Annotated in this window: 15 protein-coding genes; 6 read left to right on the top strand and 9 right to left on the bottom strand. The window is 62.2% G+C overall.

All coding sequences use genetic code 11. The features are described from left to right. Positions 1-3 precede the first annotated feature (3 nt). Positions 4-915 (top strand): hydrogen peroxide-inducible genes activator, encoded by a 912-nt coding sequence (locus RTP54_RS25965; protein ID WP_312366531.1) that lies wholly within the window; start codon positions 4-6, stop codon positions 913-915. A 48-nt stretch (positions 916-963) separates the two neighbouring features. Here the strand turns inward: RTP54_RS25965 and RTP54_RS25960 are convergent, their stop codons facing one another. Further along, positions 964-1,953 carry a sodium-dependent bicarbonate transport family permease gene (locus tag RTP54_RS25960; RefSeq protein ID WP_312366529.1) on the bottom strand — a complete coding sequence of 330 codons (990 nt, stop codon included), beginning with the start codon at positions 1,951-1,953 and terminating at the stop codon, positions 964-966. Positions 1,954-2,449: 496 nt separating this feature from the next. Here RTP54_RS25960 and RTP54_RS25955 point away from each other — a divergent pair, with 496 nt between their 5' ends. From RTP54_RS25955 to RTP54_RS25945, 3 genes are all read left to right on the top strand, one after another. Beyond that, on the top strand, positions 2,450-2,986 hold the full coding sequence (locus tag RTP54_RS25955) for an RNA polymerase sigma factor (RefSeq protein WP_312366527.1): 537 nt from the start codon (positions 2,450-2,452) through the stop codon (positions 2,984-2,986). A 17-nt stretch (positions 2,987-3,003) separates the two neighbouring features. Further along, positions 3,004-3,999, top strand: a complete 996-nt coding sequence (locus tag RTP54_RS25950) for a FecR domain-containing protein (protein ID WP_312366525.1) — start codon at positions 3,004-3,006, stop codon at positions 3,997-3,999. Positions 4,000-4,152: 153 nt separating this feature from the next. After that, positions 4,153-6,741 carry a TonB-dependent receptor domain-containing protein gene (locus RTP54_RS25945; RefSeq protein ID WP_312366523.1) on the top strand — a complete coding sequence of 863 codons (2,589 nt, stop codon included), beginning with the start codon at positions 4,153-4,155 and terminating at the stop codon, positions 6,739-6,741. Positions 6,742-6,899: 158 nt separating this feature from the next. Here RTP54_RS25945 and RTP54_RS25940 read toward each other — a convergent pair whose 3' ends face one another. The 3 genes from RTP54_RS25940 to RTP54_RS25930 all read right to left on the bottom strand — a co-directional run bounded on the left by RTP54_RS25940 (position 6,900) and on the right by RTP54_RS25930 (position 12,325). Then, a complete protein-coding gene (locus RTP54_RS25940; protein WP_312366522.1) occupies positions 6,900-9,689 on the bottom strand; it encodes a bifunctional aconitate hydratase 2/2-methylisocitrate dehydratase in 2,790 nt (929 codons plus the stop codon). A gap of 809 nt (positions 9,690-10,498) precedes the next feature. After that, a complete protein-coding gene (locus tag RTP54_RS25935; RefSeq protein WP_312366520.1) occupies positions 10,499-11,023 on the bottom strand; it encodes a hypothetical protein in 525 nt (174 codons plus the stop codon). A gap of 141 nt (positions 11,024-11,164) precedes the next feature. Further along, positions 11,165-12,325 carry a glycosyltransferase family 4 protein gene (locus RTP54_RS25930; RefSeq protein WP_112811000.1) on the bottom strand — a complete coding sequence of 387 codons (1,161 nt, stop codon included), beginning with the start codon at positions 12,323-12,325 and terminating at the stop codon, positions 11,165-11,167. A 137-nt stretch (positions 12,326-12,462) separates the two neighbouring features. Between RTP54_RS25930 and RTP54_RS25925 the strand changes: the two genes are divergently transcribed. After that, positions 12,463-13,308: a sulfotransferase domain-containing protein gene (locus tag RTP54_RS25925; protein WP_312366518.1), complete on the top strand. Its 846-nt coding sequence runs from the start codon at positions 12,463-12,465 to the stop codon at positions 13,306-13,308. An 8-nt stretch (positions 13,309-13,316) separates the two neighbouring features. On the opposite strand, the gene RTP54_RS25920 is transcribed toward RTP54_RS25925, so the two are convergent. From RTP54_RS25920 to RTP54_RS25905, 4 genes are all read right to left on the bottom strand, one after another. Beyond that, positions 13,317-14,477, bottom strand: a complete 1,161-nt coding sequence (locus tag RTP54_RS25920) for a DegT/DnrJ/EryC1/StrS aminotransferase family protein (RefSeq protein WP_312366516.1) — start codon at positions 14,475-14,477, stop codon at positions 13,317-13,319. A gap of 23 nt (positions 14,478-14,500) precedes the next feature. Then, positions 14,501-15,235 (bottom strand): PIG-L deacetylase family protein, encoded by a 735-nt coding sequence (locus tag RTP54_RS25915; RefSeq protein ID WP_112811002.1) that lies wholly within the window; start codon positions 15,233-15,235, stop codon positions 14,501-14,503. After that, positions 15,232-15,921 carry a sugar transferase gene (locus RTP54_RS25910; protein WP_312366514.1) on the bottom strand — a complete coding sequence of 230 codons (690 nt, stop codon included), beginning with the start codon at positions 15,919-15,921 and terminating at the stop codon, positions 15,232-15,234. The genes RTP54_RS25915 and RTP54_RS25910 overlap by 4 nt, the downstream gene beginning before the upstream one ends. Positions 15,922-15,999: 78 nt before the next feature. Continuing rightward, positions 16,000-17,235, bottom strand: coding sequence for a polysaccharide biosynthesis/export family protein (locus tag RTP54_RS25905; RefSeq protein ID WP_312366513.1), 1,236 nt, complete (start codon positions 17,233-17,235; stop codon positions 16,000-16,002). 313 nt (positions 17,236-17,548) lie between these two features. On the opposite strand from RTP54_RS25905, the gene RTP54_RS25900 reads away from it, so the two are divergent. Next, the gene (locus RTP54_RS25900) at positions 17,549-18,889 is read left to right on the top strand and encodes an oligosaccharide flippase family protein (RefSeq protein ID WP_312366511.1); all 1,341 of its coding nucleotides are present in this window, start codon (positions 17,549-17,551) and stop codon (positions 18,887-18,889) included. A 21-nt stretch (positions 18,890-18,910) separates the two neighbouring features. On the opposite strand, the gene RTP54_RS25895 is transcribed toward RTP54_RS25900, so the two are convergent. Then, positions 18,911-20,329: a hypothetical protein gene (locus RTP54_RS25895; RefSeq protein WP_312366509.1), complete on the bottom strand. Its 1,419-nt coding sequence runs from the start codon at positions 20,327-20,329 to the stop codon at positions 18,911-18,913. Positions 20,330-20,365 lie beyond the last annotated feature (36 nt).

The following is a 20,365-nucleotide window of genomic DNA, read 5'->3' as shown; positions in this document are numbered from 1 at the left end:
GTTATGCCCTACCGACCGACCCTGCGCCAGCTTGAATACATAGCGGCCCTCGACGAGCTGCGGCACTTTGGCAAAGCCGCCAAGCGCTGCCATGTTTCGCAGCCAACTCTGTCCGTGCAGATCGGGCTTGTCGAGAAATCCCTCGGGATAACGCTGTTCGAGCGAACCTCGACAAGCGTGGCCACGACACCGGCGGGCCAGGACGTGGCGCGCAGCGCACGGATGGCGCTCGCGACGGTCGACGATCTCGTCGAAGGCGCCATGAAGGACACACAGAGCCTTGGTGGCCTGGTCCGCATGGCCACGGCACCGACGTTCGGGCCCTATTTCCTTCCGGGGTTCCTGCCCGGCATTCACAGGACATTCCCGGCCCTGAAGATCTACATCCGCGAAGATCGCCCGGCCTGGATCGAGGCGGCGGTCGCCGAGGGCACGGTGGATTGCGGTCTCGGCCCTGCCCCGGAGCGCACAGGCCTGAGGTTCCGGCGCATCGGTCACGAGAAGATCTTTCTCGGTGTTCCGGCCGAGCATCGCCTGGCGTCGCAGAGGTCGGTCAAGACAAGTGCGCTCAGAGGAGAAACGTTGCTGGCGCTCGGAAGCGGCCACCGCCTGCTTGAGAACGTGCGGCATCTCGCGAGCGCTGCGGATGCGCAGGTCATCGACGACTATGAGGGCACAAGTCTCGATTCCATCCGGCAGATGGTCTCCATCGGCATGGGGTGCTCGCTGTTTCCGGAGCTCTATGCCCGTGCGGAGTTTCGCAAGGACGACGATGTCACGTTGATCGAAATCGAGGACTGGGCAGCACGCCGCGAAGTCGGCTTCTACTGGCGCGAAAACAGCGGGCGACAGCGCCACTATGAGATCCTCGCGCGTGAAGCGGACGAAGTCGCCCGTCTGAAGGGCATTGCCTGACGGGCGTCGTCATCGGTCTGGTCAGAGCTGGAGACCCTGCGCTATATCCTACGGTGCCAGAACGCTGGTGAGGGAAATATAGAGCGGCACCCCGATCAGCAAATTCAGCGGGAACGTAACCCCCAATGCCATGGTCAGGTAGATTCCCGGCCGCGCGCTCGGCGCGGCTATGCGCATGGCCGCGGGCGCCGCGATGTAAGAGGCGCTGGCGGCAAGGGTCATCAGCAAGGCAGCATTGCCATGCGACAGACCGAGCGCCAATGCCGACAGAAAGGCGAGCATGGCCGACAGCGCCGGCATCCAGGCGGCAAACAGCACCAGCGGCAAGCTGAGCGAACGCCAACCGGTGCGCAGCCCCTGCCCCGCGACAGCGCCCAGGTCGAGAAGAAAGAGGCAAAGCACACCCCTGAAGGGATCGACGAGGAAGCCGGAGACGTCCGAGAGCCCGCGCTCGCCTGTCACCGCACCGATGGCGAAGGCGCCAACGAGGACGACGATCGTGACGTTGAAGAACACCTCGCGCATGACCGTTGGACTGGCCACCATGTTCTCGCTGCATTTTCCCGATGCGGCCTTCTGCAGGAGATAGACGGCGCTGATGATCGCGGGGGCTTCCATGGCGGCAGCAACCGCCGCCATGGTGGCGCTGTAGTCGAGACCCAGCCGGATCAAGGCATCGGTCGCGGCCGTAAATGTGACGATCGAAATCGAGCCATAGTGGGCTGCGATCGCGGCCCGGTCCGCTGCCGGTAGCGGCGAAACAAGTCCAAGCAGGCGAAATGCGGCGAAGGGCATCGCTCCGGACAGGACCACGCCGACGATCAGGCACAGAATGACCTCCGTCGAGAGCGCGCCCATGCCGATCGCAGCCCCGCCCTTAAATCCGATCGCCAGCATCAGGTAGATCGCGATCATCTTTGACACGCCGGCTGGCAGGGCGATCGACGCTCCGAAGACAGAGACGATGAAGCCAAGGCAGAAGAAGAGGACTGGCGGCGACAGAAGGTTCTGTTCGACGATGGACAAATAGAGGTTCATGGGGTGCCGTCAGGTTGGAGGTCTCAAAAAAAGAAGCGGCACGACATCGGTCGTACCGCTTTGAAAACCTGCGAAGGTACGGCTCCCTGCAGTTGTTCACGTGCGGGCGAACCCGCGGGACTTGTTCATTTCCGTCCGTTCTGGTCGAGCATTTGCCATATCGTCGGGGATAGTGCGAATTCATAGTCACTATGAATGTGATAGCTGGAATCTATTAGATTGCGCGCCCCAAACCCAGGTGCAGCGACTGGTGGACCTGGCACGCTCGCTCGCCGATGCGAGGAGCGCGCGCAAATCGGCCGAGAGGCGGAACGTCGCCGCAGGCCAGCTGAGACGGCCAGCCATGGGCGGTGAGAGGCGCGCTATCAATCTTCGGAATATGATCAGGGCGGTCGATTGCGAATCCAAAACGCACCTGCTAGTAAAACATGACAATTGACGTCATGATTTTGCTGGAGGCGCCTCGCCCGTCGAGCAACGGAGGGGGCGCACGACGGTGAGCGCGAAAAAGGAAGAACTCGAGAAGCTCTATGTGACCGAGCGCGCGCGACTGCAGCAGATTGCATCGAGGCGGATCGGCCCGGTCGCGGCGCCGGATATCGTGCAGGATGTGTTTGCCGCCGTTCTTGCCAAAGCCAGAGAGCACATCACGCTCACGCCTTCCTATCTCGCCAGAGCGACGCGGTTCGTCGCCATCAGCCATTTTCGATCGGAGACGCGGCGCAAGGTCTTCTTCGGCAGGATCACCGAGGAGCAATACGCGCCGCCGGTCGTCCTGCCGGACCAGGCGGTTGTCGCTCGCGAGGAGCTGCAATGCCTTGAGCAAGTGCTTGCCCGATTGCCGCTGCGAACGCGCCAGGCCTTCATGCTCAACAGGTTCCACCAGTGCACCTATGATGAAATCGCGCACGGGCTCGGCGTGTCCTACAGCACGGTCGAGCGAGAGATCGCCAAGGCTATCGTGGCCTGCCAATCCGTCCGCCAAGGCCATCGCAATCCTGCCGTCGGCGGCACTCCGGCAACAGACGAATAGCTCAGAAAAGACCATCCATGGCAGACCCTTCGGCTGTTTCGCCGCGAGACAAATCGCTGATCGACAAGGAAGCCGTCGCCTGGTTCACGCGCATGAACGGCAAACCCACGCGCGCGGAGATGCGGGATTTCGGCCAGTGGCTCGACGCATCGGGGGCGCACGCGACGGCCTTTGAAGATGTGAAGGCGCTGTGGTCGCAGATGGGTTCCGCCGGCTCGCCGGTCGAACAAGGCTTGGCCGGCGAACTGGCTGATCCTCTCCTCAGGATCCAGCGACAGCGACGAAACCGCCGCCTCGAAGGCGGTACAGTGGCCGGTTCGCTGCTGGCAATCATGCTCGGAACCTGGCTGTGGCTCGATCATCCGCATTTAATCCAGGACTTGGGCGCGGACCATGTCGCCGCGCGCGGCGAGCGTCGCCAGATCACGCTTGCGGACGGCTCCTCGGTGCTCCTCGACGCCGACACGGCAATCGACAGCGTCATTACCCCCGGGGAACGGCGGATACGGCTGCGGCGTGGCGCCGTATCGCTTCACGTGCGGCCGTCTGGCGTGCCTTTCGTCGTTGAGGCCGGTGACGGCAAAGCGCTCGTCCTCGGCACGGTGTTCGACGTCGCGCTCGACGGCTCCGGGAAAGTGGCGGTCACGCTGGCGAGCGGCAGCGTCGCCGTGTCGCTGAACGGGCAGCAATTGGATGTCCGCCTCAAACCCGGCGAGAGGATCGAGTACGACGCGGCCGGATTGGGGAGCGCACGCACCGTCGATCTCGAAACGAGCATGGCATGGCACGCGGGCCGCTACATATTCACCAACGAACGGCTCACCGATGTCCTCGAAAAGATTGGCCGATATCGCAAGGGCCGCATCGTCCTGCTCGGTTCCGAACTTGGCCAACGCCGCGTCAGCGGCAACGTTTCTCTTGACGATCCGGACGCGGCACTCGCCGCCGTTCAAGCATCGGTCGGAATGCGCGTGACGCATCTTGGCGGCCGACTGACGCTGATCGGCCCCTGACCCGATCGCCGGATAGGCGCGCCAAAATTTCTTTTCGGTTCCCGTCGTTTTTGTGAGGGTCTGCGCCCCTCTCCCGCGATTGAGCTTATGGGAAGGCAGACGACGTCAAGAGGACCATGCCTTCACTCTTGTATCGAAGGATGAGTGTTCAAGATGACGGGCAGACGAGTAAGGCGCGGGGCGTTCGCTCTGTTGGCGACGACGGTATTGGTAGCGGCTGGCGGCGGAGGTTCGTATCCGAGCCCGGCTTTTGCCCAGGCCGCCGTCAGGACATATGACTTCGACATTCCGCAAAAGCCCGTCCGCGAGGCCCTGAACGACATCGTGCGCGTCACCGGCATCGACGTCGTCTTTGGCGAAACCCCAAATGCGTCACGGGCCGGTCAGCCGGTTCGCGGAACGATGACGGCGCAGCAGGCGGTCGCCACCCTGCTTTCGGGAACCGGTTTGACGCACCGTTTCAGTGGCCCGCGTTCTGTTTCCGTCAGCGACCGCGATAGCGCGGCTCATGCGCTGCCCGATCCGGATGGCGCGACAGCGCTCAGCCCGATTGTCGTCAAGGGTGGTCGAACCCCCTCTGATATCCCTTATGAAACCGCGGGGTCGGTCAGCCATATCAGCGCCGAGCAGATCGACCGGGTTCCGCCGACATCCGTCGGCGACATCTTCAAATCGGCACCCGGTGTCATTGCCTCCGGTAACAGGGTCGGCGCATCGGTCGACGTCAATATTCGCGGCCTTCAGGGCCAGAACCGCGTCAATCTCATGGTCGATGGAACCAGACAGAGCAGCCATTCCTATCGTGGCTATCGCGGCAGCCGCAACGAAGTGTTCGTCGATCCGGATTTTCTCGGCGGCGTGGACATCGCCAAGGGCCCGAGCGCCGGTGCCGGCGGCGTCGGTGCCATGGGCGGGGTGGTCAACATGCGCACGCTTGAGGGCGGCGATCTGTTGAAGCCCGGCGACGACTGGGCCTTGCGCGTCAAGGGCGGGTTGGGCGGCAACAGCATCGCTCCCCCAGCTTCGGCGCTCGGCTTCGGTTTCAATCCGATCACATTTCCTCGTGACGCAAGTTCGGACATTTTCAACGGCGACGCTTTCTCGGGAAGCATGGTCGGCGCCGTGGCAGGGGAAGACTATGAGCTGCTGACCGGCTTTTCTCGGCGAAAGTCGGGCAACTATTTTGCCGGCTCGAACGGTCACTCCACCTATTCAGGCAAGGCTCTGTCGCCGATCAAGCCCGGCAAGGAAGTCTTCAACACCTCGCAGGACATGGAATCCTTTCTAGGAAAGGGCAGCGTGCAATGGGGTGACGGCCACTCCCTGTCCTTAAGCTACATCTACTACGCCAATGAATACGGCAACATCGACGAGAACTTCCTGCCCTATATCAGCGGCCCGACATCCTACTACCGCCTTGCGCAAAACGACCTCTCGAGAACCCAGACGCATACGGCAAAAGCCGGCTACGCATATCAGTTCGCCCACGACAATCTTCTCGCCCTGAACGCGAATGTGTGGCTCACGGACGTCGCCACGAAGGGTGGCATCGTCAATTTCTACAGTGGCGGCACGACGTCGGGCGGCAGAAAATTGACGGAGGTCGAAAGCGCGATCAGGACGCTGGGCGGTGACCTCTCCACGGATTGGGAGTTCGAGACCGGCATCGGCATGCTGACGATGACCAACGGCGTCGAGCTGGTTTACGAGACGGCAAAGGAGAACGGAGAGCTCGGCATCTCCGGCAGCTATGTCGGCGCAAATCCCAACGGCAATCGCGTTCTGGCGAGCGCATTCAATCAATCGAAGCTCGAAATCAACGAGTGGCTTTCGCTGATGGGTGGATTGCGCTTAGACTATTTTGACAATCAGGGGGCGCATGTGGCGCTACACGATTTCGATTATGCCTCGGCGAGCCGGGTCAACCCGTCGGTCGGTGTTACGCTGCAACCCTTTGATGGCGTCCAGTTGTTTGCCTCCTATGCTCAGGGCTGGCGGCCGTTCAGCCTGCGGGAAACCGGCGTTTCGACCGGCTTTACGCCCAACCCGCATCTGAAGCCCGAGACGTCGTCGAACATGGAGTTCGGGTTCAACGTCAGGCAGGACGATGTCCTGCGCGCCGGCGACGCGCTGAGGCTCAAGGTCACGTATTTCGACAACAGCTATGGCGGTTTCATCGGGCGGGAGCGCTACGTCACGCCGGAAGGTTTTTGGCTCTATCGGTGGGACAACATCGCCGACGCACGGTTCAGGGGATACGAAACCTCCGCATCCTACGACGCGGAAGTCTTCTTCGTCGAGGCGGCGTTCACCTATTACACGGATGTAAGTTTCTGCCGCGACAAGGAGGCCAACCTGATCACGCTGGTCATTCCGGCCGGTTGCGGTTTTGAGAAACTGCCGTTCGACTACGGGATGATGAATGTTCCCCCGAAATACTCGGGAAGCCTGACGGTGGGCACGCGTCTTTTCGATCAGAAGCTGACGCTCGGCGCTCGGGTATACGCATTCGGGGAGCGCGTCGGCGGTTACTCCCATTACACCGGCTCGCATACGCAGGCGCCGGGTTACCATGCAAACAGGATCCTCGATCTGTTCGGCAGCTACAAGGTCGATGAGGATGCGTCGCTGGACTTCAGCGTCGAAAACGTCGGAGACGAATACTATCTCGATCCGCTGTCGACGGGCCTTGTCCCATCGCCGGGCCGAACGTTCCGCGCGAGTTTCACGAAGCGCTTCTAGGGTATTTTCGGGAAGATTGCGCCTGGCTTGAAGGCCGCGTCACGCGGGGCCGACGAAAAGGCGTGGTGGGCTTCGGCGGTCTCTGCAGGCTCGCTCAAAACGTTACCGTCCAGCGCCCCGCGATGTATTCGCGGGGCGTTGTGTCATGAGGCCGAAGCCTAGTAGTGGACCGACAGGCTATCGATCGGGGTCGTCTTCGGCGGAGCGAACTTCGTCAGGTCAATTCCGTCGACGGCGGTTCGGTACTCGTCCATGCTCGGCGTGCGGCCAAGGATTGCCGACAGCACCACGACGGGGGTGGAGGCCAACAGCGATTCACCCTTCTTCTCGGCGGTGTCTTCAACGACACGGCCCTGGAACAAGCGGGTCGAGGTCGCAAGAACGGTATCGCCCTTCTCCGCCTTTTCCTGGTTGCCCATGCACAGGTTGCAGCCCGGACGCTCGAGATAGAGGATGTTCTCGTATTCGGTCCGGTTCGAGGTCTTCGGCTTCAGGTCATCGAACTCGAAGCCCGAATATCTCTGCAGGATTTCCCAATCGCCTTCGGCCTTCAACTCGTCGATGATGTTGTAGGTCGGGGCGGCGACGACCAGCGGCGCCTTGAACTCGACCTTGCCCTCGAGCTTCTCGATGTTCTTGAGCATCTGCGCGACGATCTTCATGTCGCCCTTGTGCACCATGCACGAGCCGACGAAGCCGAGGTCCACCTTCTTGGTGCCGCCGTAGTACGAGACCGGGCGGATCGTGTCGTGGGTGTAGCGCTTGGACACGTCGGCGTTGTTGACGTCGGGGTCGGCGATCATCGGTTCGTCGATCACGTCCAGATCCACGACGACCTCGGCGAAGTACTTCGCGTTGTCGTCGGGAGCAAGCGCCGGCTTCTCGCCCGAACGGATCTCGGCGATGCGCGCGTCCGCCTTGGCAATCAGGCCCTTCAGCGTGCCGGCGGCGTTTTCCATGCCCTTGTCGATCATGATCTGGATGCGCGACTTGGCGATCTCCAGCGACTCGATCAGCGTCTCGTCCTGCGAGATGCAGATCGAGGCCTTGGCCTTCATCTCGGCTGTCCAGTCAGTGAACGTAAAGGCCTGGTCGGCGAGCAACGTGCCGATGTGGACTTCGATGATGCGACCCTGGAAGACGTTGTCGCCACACTGCTTGAGCATCTGCGCCTGGGTGGCATGCACGACGTCGCGGAAGTCCATGTAGGGCTGCATCGTGCCCTTGAAGGTCACCTTGACCGACTGCGGGATCGGCATGGTCGCTTCGCCTGTGGCGAGCGCCAGCGCCACGGTGCCGGAGTCCGCGCCGAAGGCCACGCCCTTCGACATGCGGGTGTGGCTGTCGCCGCCGATGATGATCGCCCAGTCATCCACGGTGATGTCGTTCAACACCTTGTGGATCACGTCCGTCATCGAATGATAGACGCCCTTCGGGTCGCGGGCGGTGATCAGGCCGAAGGTGTTCATGAAGGACATGAGCTTCGGAATGTTCGCCTGCGCCTTCTTGTCCCAGACGGATGCCGTGTGGCAGCCCGACTGATAGGCACCGTCGACGAGCGGCGAGATCACGGTGGCCGCCATCGCCTCGAGTTCCTGTGCGGTCATCAGGCCGGTCGTGTCCTGGGAGCCGACGATGTTCACCTTGACGCGAACGTCCGAGCCGGCATGCAGGATCTTGCCCGGCGTCACGCCGACGGCGTTGCGGTTGAAGATCTTCTCGACCGCCGTCAGGCCCTGGCCCTCGACAGTGATTTCCTTGTTCGGGGCAAAGACCGGGGTGGGCTCGATGCCGAGGGTCTGGGCGGCAAAGGTCTGGAGCTTCTTGCCGAAGACGATGGCGTAGGAGCTGCCGGCCTTCATGAACTCCATCTTCTGGGGCGTGAAGGCGGCGGCGACGTCGACCAGCTCGTTGCCGCTCTCGTCGCGCAGCTTCTTGTTCTTCACGTCCAGCTTCAGCACGGTTCCCGTCTCGACGGAGAACTTCTGCTCCAGGATGGCATTGCCGTCGTTGTTGAGGATTGGCTTGCCGTCCTCGCCTGTTTTCTTGACCCAGTTCTTCAGGTTGACGCCGATGCCGCCTGTCACGTCGACGGTTGTCGCGAAGATCGGCGAGATGCCGTTGGTACCGGCGACGACAGGAGCGTAGTTGACGAAGGGCACATAGGGGCTGGCCTGCTTGCCGGTCCAGAGCGCGACGTTGTTGACGCCGGACATACGCGACGAGCCAACGCCCATCGTGCCCTTCTCGGCGATCATCATCACCCGCTTGTCCGGGTGTTGCTTCTGCAGCGCGACAATTTCCTGCTGCGCTTCAGGCGTGATCATACATTGGCCGTGCAGCTGGCGATCCGAGCGCGAATGCGCCTGGTTGCCGGGCGACAGCAGGTCGGTCGAGATATCGCCTTCGGCGGCGATGAAGGTCACGACCTTGATTTCGTCCTCGACATCCGGAAGCTTGGTGAAGAATTCGGCCTTGGCGTAGCTTTCGAGAATGCCCTTGGCGACGGCGTTGCCCGCCTTGAAGGCATCGCGCAGGCGGAACATGTCGGCGTCGTAAAGGAAGACCTGCGTCTTCAGCACGTCGCCGGCCTTCCCGGCGATCGCAGCATCGTCGCCGAGCGCAACGTCCAGCAGCACTTCGACGGAGGGACCGCCCTTCATGTGCGAAAGAAGCTCGAGGGCGAATTCGGGGGAGATCTCCGGGACGGCCGTCGCGCCGAGGATGATCTTCTTCAGGAGCGCTGCCTTGGCGCCGGCCGCGCTGGTCGTACCCGGCAGGGTGTTGTAGATGAAAAACTTCAGTGCGTCGGCGCGGTGCTCGTTGCCGGCATCCTCGATCAGCTTGATGATCTCACCGATGAGGCCGCCGTCGTCGATCGGCTTGGGAGCAAGCCCCTGGGTTTCTCTGTTTTTGATCTCGGCCAGGTAGTCCAAGTAAAGTTTCATCGCAATCCCAACGTCCTGAGGTGTCTGGCGCCGAAACCCAGCGCCACCAGTCTGCATCGTTCATCAGCCTGGTTCTTATGGGTTTCGAGTACGTCAACCAGGGCCGGCTGACAAGATACCGGCTGTCTGTAAAAAAGAAGTTCTGATCTGAAATCAAACCCGATGCGCGAGCACGGTCGGGCGTAAACGTCGACTTGAAACGAGGCCGCATCAGCAATCGCGGCGTGTCGATGCTTGATCGGTTGTAACGTAGTCTCTGGCTGCGACCTTCAGGATGTCGGTTACGCGGGCAGGTTGTCCGGATCGGGATCGGGATCGGGGAGTGGCTTTTCCGCGACGCGCGTGTGGTGCGATGTGGACCGCGCAGCCGATCAACGCCTTGCATGTCGGGAATCAGCCGCGATCCTCGTCCGGATTGCACACGTCATGGTTCCAGTGGGCGCTCGTTGCAGAGCACAATCTTTCAATTATTGAGTGCTTAATTAGAAAAAGAGAAAAAATATACTCTGTGCGCAGCCAGCGCTCCGCAGTTTGTCGCCGGCTGAAAAAGCCGTGGCAACCGAAAGGTTTATCTTTCTTCGCCGATCAAGTTCCCGTGAGCACTCGGGCCGGCAATCGGCACCGTCAGCGGTGCGCGCAACCTCTGTTTAGTAGAGGTCACGGTAGGCCGCGCCTAACCTCGTTGATGAGGAGTGGGTAATTGCTCGGCGGCTGGGCATGTACTCAAACCATATTGGGAGAATGGCATGAAAAAGTATCTTCAAACAGTTGCTGTCTGCGCAATCGTGGCGGTTGGTTATGCCGCACCTTCATTCGCAGACACCGGTAGCAAAAGCGGCGGCGCCAGTGAAACGGGCGGCAAGAGCGGCGGTGCTGGCGAGACCGGTGGGAAGAGCGGCGGTGCTGGAGAGACCGGCGGCAAGAGTGGCGGTGCTGGCGAGACCGGCGGCAAGAGCGGCGGTGCTGGAGACATCGGCGGCACTGGCGGTGGCACGGGCGATGGCGGTGGCACCGGTGGTGGCGCGGGCGATGGCGGTGGCACTGGTGGCGGCACCGGTGATGGTGGTGGTAGTGGCGGTGGTGCCGGAGATGGCGCCGGCAGCGGTGGTGGTACCGGAGATGGCGGTGGCACTGGTAGCGGCACGGGTGATGCCGGCGGTGCTGGTGGTGGTACTGGAGATGCCGGCGGTGCAACTGGCGGTGCAGGCGACACCGGTGGCAATTCCGGTGAGAGCGGCGGCGGCAGCAGCGAAACCGGAAGCATGCCAATCGCGAATTAAAGAGGCCTGGCCTGCCGGGAAGCAGGCCACACCTTTCAAACCAGCGGGGGGCAAAGTGCCCCTCGCCTTCCCGAAGACGGGACGCGATACTGTCGGTCTCGACGCAAACGTTTCCGATAAAAACGGAATGGCCGGATTTGCGCCCGCTCTATTTACTGTCGGGCGACCTGCGTTCCTCAGGATACACGGCCGGTCTCAACCGCTGCTTGGGTTCGCCGACGCGCCGTGAGCAGCGGCAGCAACCGCATCCCACTCGGCCAGCACCCTTTCCTGCGTGAACCGGCGGGCACTCTGTTCCGCGCTGCGTCCAAGGTGATATCGAAGCAGCGGATCCTTGAGTATTTTTCGAAGGGCGGCTGCGAGCGCATCGACGTCTTCCCTGTCGACGAGGATGCCGTCTTCGCCATCGCTGATCATTTCCTCGGGCCCCCATTGGCAGCGAAAGGATACAGCAGGAATTCCGGCGGCCATCGCTTCCAGCAACACGATGCCCCAGCCCTCGTAGCGTGACGACAGGACGAAGACGTCGGCGGTCTCCACCCACTCTCCCGGGCGACCGGTGACGCCAGGCATGCTGACACGGTCGGAAAGGCCTAGCCGGTCCCTGAGCGCTTCCAGGCTTGCCCTGTCCTCGCCCTCCCCCCAGATACGCAGATGCCATTCCGGCAGATCCGGCGCGATCTTCGCAAAAGCCTCCAGCAGCAGGTCGAACCCCTTTTGATGGGTCAGGCGTCCGACGGCTGTCAGAACGGTGTCCTCTCGCCTGTTGTTCCACCCCGGCGGCAGATCGAAGGCGTTGGGTACGACCCAGCCGCGCTTGCGCATGACTGGCGGAAAGGTCTCGAGTGCGCCACGGGTCATCGTGACCAGGCCGAAGGCGGTTGGGTAGAGACGCTGTTGCAGCCACCGCCAGCCGCGTCCAAAGGGCTGCAATTCGGGATTGTTGCGCTCGGACACGATGATCGGCACGCCCAGCCGCTTGCCTGCCAAAAGCGTGAGCACGTTGGTCCGCGTGAGGAAGCTGAGGATGAATGTCGGGCGGGACGCCCGAAGGGCGGCCCTGAGCCTGCGCATACGGCGAAGTGCCATCAGGCCGGAATGAAGTTTGGATCGCGGCTTGCCGGCGCCGCCGAGCCGCCAGATATCGATATGCGGATCGATCGCATAATAGGCCTCGGATGCCGGCGGCTCGAAGGTTATGATGGTGATCTCATGGCCCTGCCGCGACCAGTGATTTGCCACGAGGCTGACGACATGCTCGGTGCCGCCCGCACCCAGTGCCGGCACGACGATCGTCGTCCTTATCACCTGCTCGGCCTGACGATCTTGGACGCCGGCGTCCGGGCTCTTTGTCATTCGTCGATGTTCCCCGTCGCGCTCCGCACGGCCTTGGACAAATTACCGATGGTTGCTACTTTCGTGAATGCTGTTGCAGTATATTCTGATTTTATCGCTGCGGCGACGGGCTCCAGCGCGCGATCAGGGGGATGTCGATGAGCAGCATTCTGCAGCGTGTCGCCAGGCGCATTCGCAAGCGCGTGCGGCTGACGTCGCATGCGGCTTCGGCCGACGCTTTTCTCGTTTCCTATCCGAAGTCGGGCCGGACCTGGTTTCGGTTCATCCTGTCCCATTATTTCGCGTCGGTCGCGGGGGGATGCGAACCGGTCGATCTGCGCAACATGTTTTCGATCGTGCCGAACTACGACCTCGACACGGTAAGAGGGCTTCCGGCGTTTCGCTTCGCCTCCGGGCAGATCCCGAAAATTCTCGTCAGCCATCTCGACTACCGCGCCAGCCGCTTCCTCATGCGCCCGGTGGTGATGATGGTCAGGGATCCGCGCGACGTGCTGGTCTCCGCCTATTTTCATGCGACGCGGCACAAGCACCGCTTCGAAGGGGATATCGGCGCCTTCATCGAGGACAGCGCGCAGGGGGCGCCTGCCCTGATCCAGTACCTCAACGGGTGGGCGGGTGGCCTGAAACGCCGCCGGCACACCGTTCTCAGCTACGAGGATCTTTCCGCCGATCCCGTCATGAACACCCGCCGCGTTCTTGAATTTCTTGGCTGCAAGGTCGATGACGCCAGCCTGCAGAAGGCTGTGCACGCCGGTCAGTTCGACGCGATGCAAAGCCGCGAGCGGGTGGAGGGAATTCCGGCGCACGACTACGATCGCGGCGATGACGAAAGCCTGCGGATGCGTCGCGGCAAGGCAGGCGGTTTCCTCGACTATCTCAGCGAGAAACAGGCTGACCGGATCCTCGAGCTGTGCCAAACGAGGCTTTCGGAAGCGGCAAAGCATCTTCTCGTGCCCACCGGCCTCGATCTGCGCTCCCGCTGACGCGCCGGTCACCCGGTCGCGCCCGCGATAACCTGCCGGACGACGTCGGCAATTGCCGTCATCGCCTGCTCGTCGAAGCTGGGGTCGACCAGGAAGGCCAGGCTCGTTTCCCCAAGTGCGCGCGCCACGGGGAGCCGGGATGATGGACCCATGCCGATGTCGGTGAATGCGCGCTCCCGGTAGATCTCCGAGCAACTGCCGCTGAAGCAAGGCACGCCATGGCCGTTGATCTCCGCGATGATCCGGTCCCGGTCCCATCCGTCCCCAAGCGCGTCCGGCCGCACGAAACAGTAGAAGCGATACCAGGCGTGGACGAACCCCGATGGCGGCATGGGAATGCGAAGCGCCGGCAGGTCGATGAGCGCGTCGTGAAGGGTGGCCGCGTTTGTTGCCCGGATGCGCTGGGTGCCGGCAAGGTCTGCGAGCTGGGCTGTTCCCAGAACCGCCTGTATCGACGTCATGCGCCAATTGGTGCCGATCGACCCGTGCAGCCAGCGGAACCCGGGCGGATGCTCGGTGTTGAATACCGTGTCGTAGTTTTTGCCGTGGTCCTTGCGGCTCCAGGCCTTTTGCCACATGGCTTCGTCATTCAGGGCGATCAGGCCGCCTTCGCCGCCCGTCGTTATGATCTTGTCCTGGCAGAACGAAAAGGCGGAGATATCCGCGAACGTGCCGACGGGGCTGCCTGCGATGGAGGCTCCATGCGCCTGGGCACAATCTTCGATGACCCAGAGGCCCCTCTCGGCAGCCAGCGCCATGATCGCCGGCATGTCGCAGGGCCAACCGGCGAGATGCACCGCGATGATGCCTTTGGTGTCTTTCGTCAGGCAACGGCCGATGGTCTCGGCCGTAATGTTCTGGCTATCGGCATCGACATCGGCGAACACCGCCCTGCCCCCGGCCATCACCACGCACGATGCCGACGCGATGAAGCTGCGCGGGGTCACGATCACTTCGTCGGCGGGCTGCAGACCGAGCGCGTGCAGGGCGAGATCCAAAGCGACTGTGCCGTTGGCAAGCGCAATCGCATGCCGCATGCCGAGATGGTGCTCGTAGGCCTGTTCGAAGGCGCGGACATGGGGGCCAGTCCAGGCGTTGACGTCTCCTGATCGCAGGACTTTACAGACGTCCGCGATCTGCTGTTCATCGTAGATCGGCCATCGATGCATCTGTATCCCCCGAACCGTCTGCGTCACGAGCGCGTCTGTGGAAGCATCCAGCGAACCAGAACAAAGGCTTCGGCCGCGTCGCTCATCACGGTCGCCCCGCGCAGTTGCGCCAGCGCCGACAGCGTGCGCGTCGATCGCTCGTGCGGCGGCAAGCGGATCTGGGAGGCGAAGCACGCCATGGCTTCGAGCTTCCGGTCGAGATGACGTGAAATGTCGACGAAGACGTTCGGCGTGAAGGACGGCGTCAGATAGGGCGCGTTCCAGTTGGTCTCGGAAAGGGTTTCATAGGCCAGGATGCGATGGGGAAAGCTCTCCTGGTGCGGACGGCTCGCCACCAGCGCCGACAGGAAAGCCAGCTGGTGATCCTTGTGAATATCGCCCGGAAAAGGCAGGAGAACGGTTTCGGGCGACAGGACGCGCACAAGATCGGAGAGCGCGCCGTTGACCGCGGAATGGCCGGCTAGATCGAGGCCAGCGGCCTCGAAACCAAGCCAGAAGGTTTCCTCCACCCCCAAAAGCGCGTGGGCCTGATTGGCTTCCGCGCGGACGGTCGCGATACTCTCGGTCGAATAGGCCGGTGGCCGCCCCTCGGTCACGATCGCCACGAACACCCGTTCGCCTTCCGCGGTCAGCCGCGCAATCGTACCGCCAGCGCCAAGAACCTCGTCATCCGGGTGCGGCGCGATCACCAGTGTCCGACCGAACGAGAGCGGAGCGGGCAGTGCCGGCCTTCCTTTCGGCTTTGCGCGCTTGCTCATCGGCGGTCTTCTCCCGTCGATGTGAGCAGCACGCAGGCGCCGTAGCGTTCGGCGACGTGGCGCTCAGCCTCGTGGATGGACGTGGCGTTTCGCTTCTCACCCGCAATCAGGGTCGATACGGTCAGCAGGAGGATACGTGTGTCGAGCCACCAGCCGGCATGATCGACATACCAGATGTCGAGCGCCAGTTTCTCCTCGTTCGAAAGCCGGGTGTTGCCGTTGACCTGCGCCCAGCCGGTGATGCCGGGCAGGACCCGGCACCGCACGCGTCCGAGTTCGCCGAAGCCCGCTATGGTGACGGGTCCGAGTGGGCGCGGTCCGACGAAGGCCATCTCGTTTCGGGCGACGGACAGGAATTGCGGCAGCTCGTCGAGCCGTATTCGGCGCAGAAGGCGCGTGAGCCGCGTCTCGCGCAGGTGATCGGGCAACAGCTGGCCGGTCGCGTCACGGTCCTCGCGCATGGTGCGAAACTTTATGATGGAAAAGGGCCTGGCCGCGATGCCGGCCCGCAATTGCCGGAAGATGAGCGGGCGACCGAGGGTGGCAAACACGATCATGGCGGTCGCCAGCATCAGCGGCATGCAGAGGATGAACAGTGCGCCAGCGACGAAAACGCTGGCGATCCGACCATTTTCAACTGGCGTAGCGATGCCCCCCATCTCCAACGTTCGGCCGTTGCGTCTCAATCCACTCTCCGTCAGATGCTACACTCGGGGCGTTGCTTGCTGCAGTCGATGCTGTTGAACCTGTGCGACGATGCTGGCCTACATGCCGGTGATGGCCACCACCAGCACGTCGCCGGGCAGCATTTCCGTCAGTGTCGAAGCTTCGAGGCTCGCCGGCTTGCCGCCGACGGGATTGCGGCGGATCTCGTAGGTGTAGGTGATATTGGTCTTGTTGGCCTCATCGGCCGTCGCTGCCGCCATCAACAGGATCTGTTCCTGGGCGGCCTGCCGGGTCGCGATCAGTTTCTTGATCTCGACCTCGCGCTCCTGCAGCTGCATCAGAATTTCCTTCTCACGATCGGCGCTGAGTTTGGCGAGCTGCAGTTTCATTTCGCTCAGCTCCCGGCGCGAGCGGGCGAGCGTCGCGAAGGTCTCCAGCAGCTGCGACTTTTCGTTCGAGGCGTTGTTTTTGGCGCGCGACAGGTCGCTTTCGGTATTGAGTTCGCGCTTGCGCAGCGAGCTCACCCGCTCAAGATCCTTCTGGTTGATGTCGACAACTTCCTTTTGCTGCGCCACCAGCTGCTCAAGGATGTCGATTGCGCCTTCGCCCTGCACGATGCCTTCCGACAATATGGTGGTCTGTGACTTGTTGGCGGCAAGGTCGGCGTTCAGGATCTTTTCTTCCACTTCGATAACCCCTTTGAGGGGCAGGTTCGTGACGAACTCCCTGGCAACTTCCGGCACGTCCTTCAGGTCGATCTTGGCGCTGTTCTTCAGCTGGGCGACCAAGCGCGCCGCATAAACGGCCTCGTAGACGATCTGAGCGTCAGAGCCCTCGATTTCGCCGCGCAATCGTGCCCGCGCAACGATCCGGTCGGACGCGTTGACGGCAGCGATCTGGGTGCCGCCCGCCAGACCGACGGCCTGCTCGACGGTCAGCCCACTGTAGAAAGGAAAGGATCCGGGGCTGCGCACTTCGCCTAAAACGAAGATCGGGCGGAAAGTCGAAATGTTGAGCGAAAGCTTGGGATCGATCAGGATTTCGCGCGAGCGATATTCAGACCGCAGCTTTTCAAGCGCCGCCGTGACCGTCAGCCCGTCGATCTTGACCGATCCGATCAAGGGAAACTGGGCATCGCCGTCGCTGGAGATCGTCACCGTCACCGGGAGTTCCGCATCGTCTAGAAAGTCGAAGGTCAGGATGTCGCCGGTCGCCAGGTGGTACTCCGCAGTTATCCCTGCTCCGGCCGCCAGGCTGAGAAAAAGGCACAGGATCGCTGCGAGTAGATATTTTGATATCCGTCTCGCCAGGCCGCGGTTGTCGAATGAACTCATGATTGCCGTCATGCAATTGCGCCCCTCGAAAGAAAAGACAACATTCGCAGATCGTATTGCTGGCAGACTATATTCTGCCATTCGTCAAATCGTCAAAGGAATTTGATTGAAAAGCAGAAGGAGCGGTAACATTATAATACGCAATGCCGTTGGGGGCCTTATTTCGTTTTTTATTACCCCGATGGATTACTCCTGAAGTGTTATACCAAGTCTCGATGGTGGAAGACCAAGGGCTCTGTCGTCGAAACTTGCTCTTGCTCAGACTGCTTTGTTGTTCACCGGCGTGCCCGGCTCGGGCTTTCGGATGGCGTGCGTGACGATCCGCAAGAAACTACGACGCGCCACGAAGGCGTTTGGCGAAATAGCGAACCGGGAAAAGAGCCTGAAGGAGCGGCTGCAGGCGGTCGCGCACCTGATGGCCGGCAATTTTCTCGGCTCAATTGTCGGTCTTGCCGGTTTCGCGCTGACGGCGCGCGCGCTCGGGCCGGCGGACTATGGCGTACTTGCCTTGTGTTTTGCCTTCACCCGGGCGGTCGAACGGCTCGTCAGCTTCCAGTCGTGGCAGCCACTGATCAAGTTCGGAGCGGAGGCGAAAGAGGCCGGGCGCGACGATGATCTGCGGGTGATCCTGAAATTCGGTCTGCTTCTAGATGTTTCGGCCGCCATTGCCGGTTGCCTGATCGCCGTCCTGCTCGTTCTTTTCGCAGCGCCGCTAATCGGCGTGTCGCAGGAGACGCGCGGCCTGGTGCTGATGTATTGCTTTGTCCTTCCCTTTCAGCTTTCCGGCATGCCGACGGCAGTGCTGAGGCTTTTCGGCCGGTTCACATCGCTTGCCTATGGCCAGGTGATTTCCAGCATGCTGCGCGTCCTGCTCTGCCTTCTAGGCTATCTCGCTGGCGCAGGGCTCTTCGCGTTCGCGTTGATCTGGATGGCGGCACAAGTGCTGAGTTCGATTTCGCTCGTCGTCTTTTCCCTTGTTGCGCTCCGGCGCGAAGGCTTGCTTGACGGGCTGGCGACGGCCTCGCTTGCACAGTTGCGCACGCGCTTTCCGGGTCTGTGGAAGTTTGCGATCTCCGCCAATATCTCGCTCACAATTCGCGCCAGCGCCAACGAACTCGACACGTTGTTGGTCGGCTATCTCGCCGATCCGGCGTCTGCCGGGCTGTTTCATATCGCCAAACGCGTCGGCCGCCTGGCGCAGCAGGCGGGCGTTCAGGTCCAGACCGTGCTCTATCCCGAACTCGCGCGCACGTGGGTCGCGGGTGCGCGCGCAGAGTTCCGCCGCGCCGTCTTCCAGACGCAGTGGCTGCTTCTGGCACTCGGCATCGCCATGATCGGCGCCTTTTACGTGACGATAGAGCCGCTGCTGCGCTGGACCGCGGGGCCGCAATTCGTCGGCGCCGCACCGCTTGTCATCGTGCAATCCATCGCCGTAACGATGACGCTGGTCGGTGCCGTCTTCCGCTCGGCGCTGTTGGCGATGGGCGAGGAGCACAAGATCCTGTCGAGCGTGATCGTCTCGGTCGTCGGCTTCTATGTGACCGCGCTGATCTTTATCCCGCAGATCGGCGCCATGGGCGCCAATGTCGCCCACATCGTCATGTCGACCATCTGGCTGGCGTCGATGTACGTCGCCTACCGTCGGCACGTTTAGCCGTTAGCCGAAGAAGACCATTCAGTCGGTCGGGTAGCGTCCGGCGATGCGTTCTTCGGAGAGCCATTGCATGAAATCGTCGAAGTTCGACCAGCCGTTGCCGTCGCCATCGACCCAGGGGTCGCTGCGGGCGGCCGCGGCGCCAAACTGCGGCTCCACCGCGTCGGCCATCCCGTCATTGTCGGAATCGAGATAGGGTTCACCAGCGGCAATCTGTGGCAAGGCGCCCGGGGCCCGGATCATCTTGCCGCCGCCCTTTTGTCCGATCGGCCCGATTTCGGCGATTACCCTTTCGTCGATGCCATCGCGCGGGAAAGCGCCCGCGGTTGCCGTGACCGAGGCGTACATGGCCTCCGCCGGTTCGGGGTTTGCGATCGCCAGGGGACAGGGTGGCTTGTCGACGATGAAGCCGACCGTGTCGGGCGCGACCGCGACGATCGATTTCTTGCCGAAACTCCAGGTCACGTTGCCGCTGTTGTAGATTTTCGGGTTGTCGACGCTGGCCGTGTCGTTCCAGTTCATCGCATAGGTCACTTCATTGGTGCTCGGCCCAGCCTTGAAATAGTTGCCGACAAAGGAGATCGGCGTTCCGCCGGGAAACTGCGAGAAGATCTCGCCCCATTCCGAGGCCGCGTTGAAGAAGAGATTGTTGACGATCTCGATGCAGGATCCGCCATAGTGGTTGTCATCGGGGTTCCTGTCGCGATTGGAAACGCAGGCGTTTTTCCAAAAGCTGATGTTTTGGGGTGCGCGCGGGTCCGAGCCGAGCAGCGCGCATTTGCTGTGCTTGTTCAGCCCCTCGGCAAAAATAGAATTGGCGATCGTCAGGTCGGTCGTCGTCGCATAGGCGTTGATGTTCTCGTCGGTCGCCCAGGATGTCGAAACGTGGTCGACATAGACGAGCCGGCTGTCCTCGATCGTCACGCCATCGACATTGGGGATCGAGTTGGGAAACTGCGGTCGCATGCGCAGATGCCGTATAATGACGTTGGCCGATCCCTTGACGACGAACGGCGTGTGCATGCCCTCGCTGTTTGTCTGGTCGATCGTCAACAGGATGCCGCCGCCTGGCGCCGTCTGGCCGAGAATGGACAGGTTGGCGTTCTGGTCGCGCACCACCAGCGAGCTCTTCAGCTTGATCGTTCCGCCGACGCGGAAAACGCAATTGCGTGGACCGCTGAGATCGATGCAGGCGCGCAGGCTGCCCGGGCCGGCGTCGTTGAGGTTGATAACGGGGATGATCGCCCCGTCCCTCCCCCCGGTCGCCGCCTTTCCGTAACCCTCCGCTCCCGGGAACGCGGGCCGCTCTTCCGCCGGTGCCGGCCCAGTCGAGACGGCCAGCGCCAGAACCGCCAGCGCGAGCCCCGCCCACCATCTACGGGGGCGGCCGCGCAACCGCCGGCCACTCATGCTCGAAACCGCCCTCACTGCATCGGTCATGTGAAATCTCCTGCTAGGGCTCCACACCGGTTCGCC

Origin of the sequence: Ensifer sp., assembly GCF_031989085.1 — a bacterium.
Lineage (GTDB): Bacteria > Pseudomonadota > Alphaproteobacteria > Rhizobiales > Rhizobiaceae > Ensifer.
Note: the sequence above shows the minus strand (reverse complement) of the source record. Positions and strands in the feature narration are given on the sequence as shown.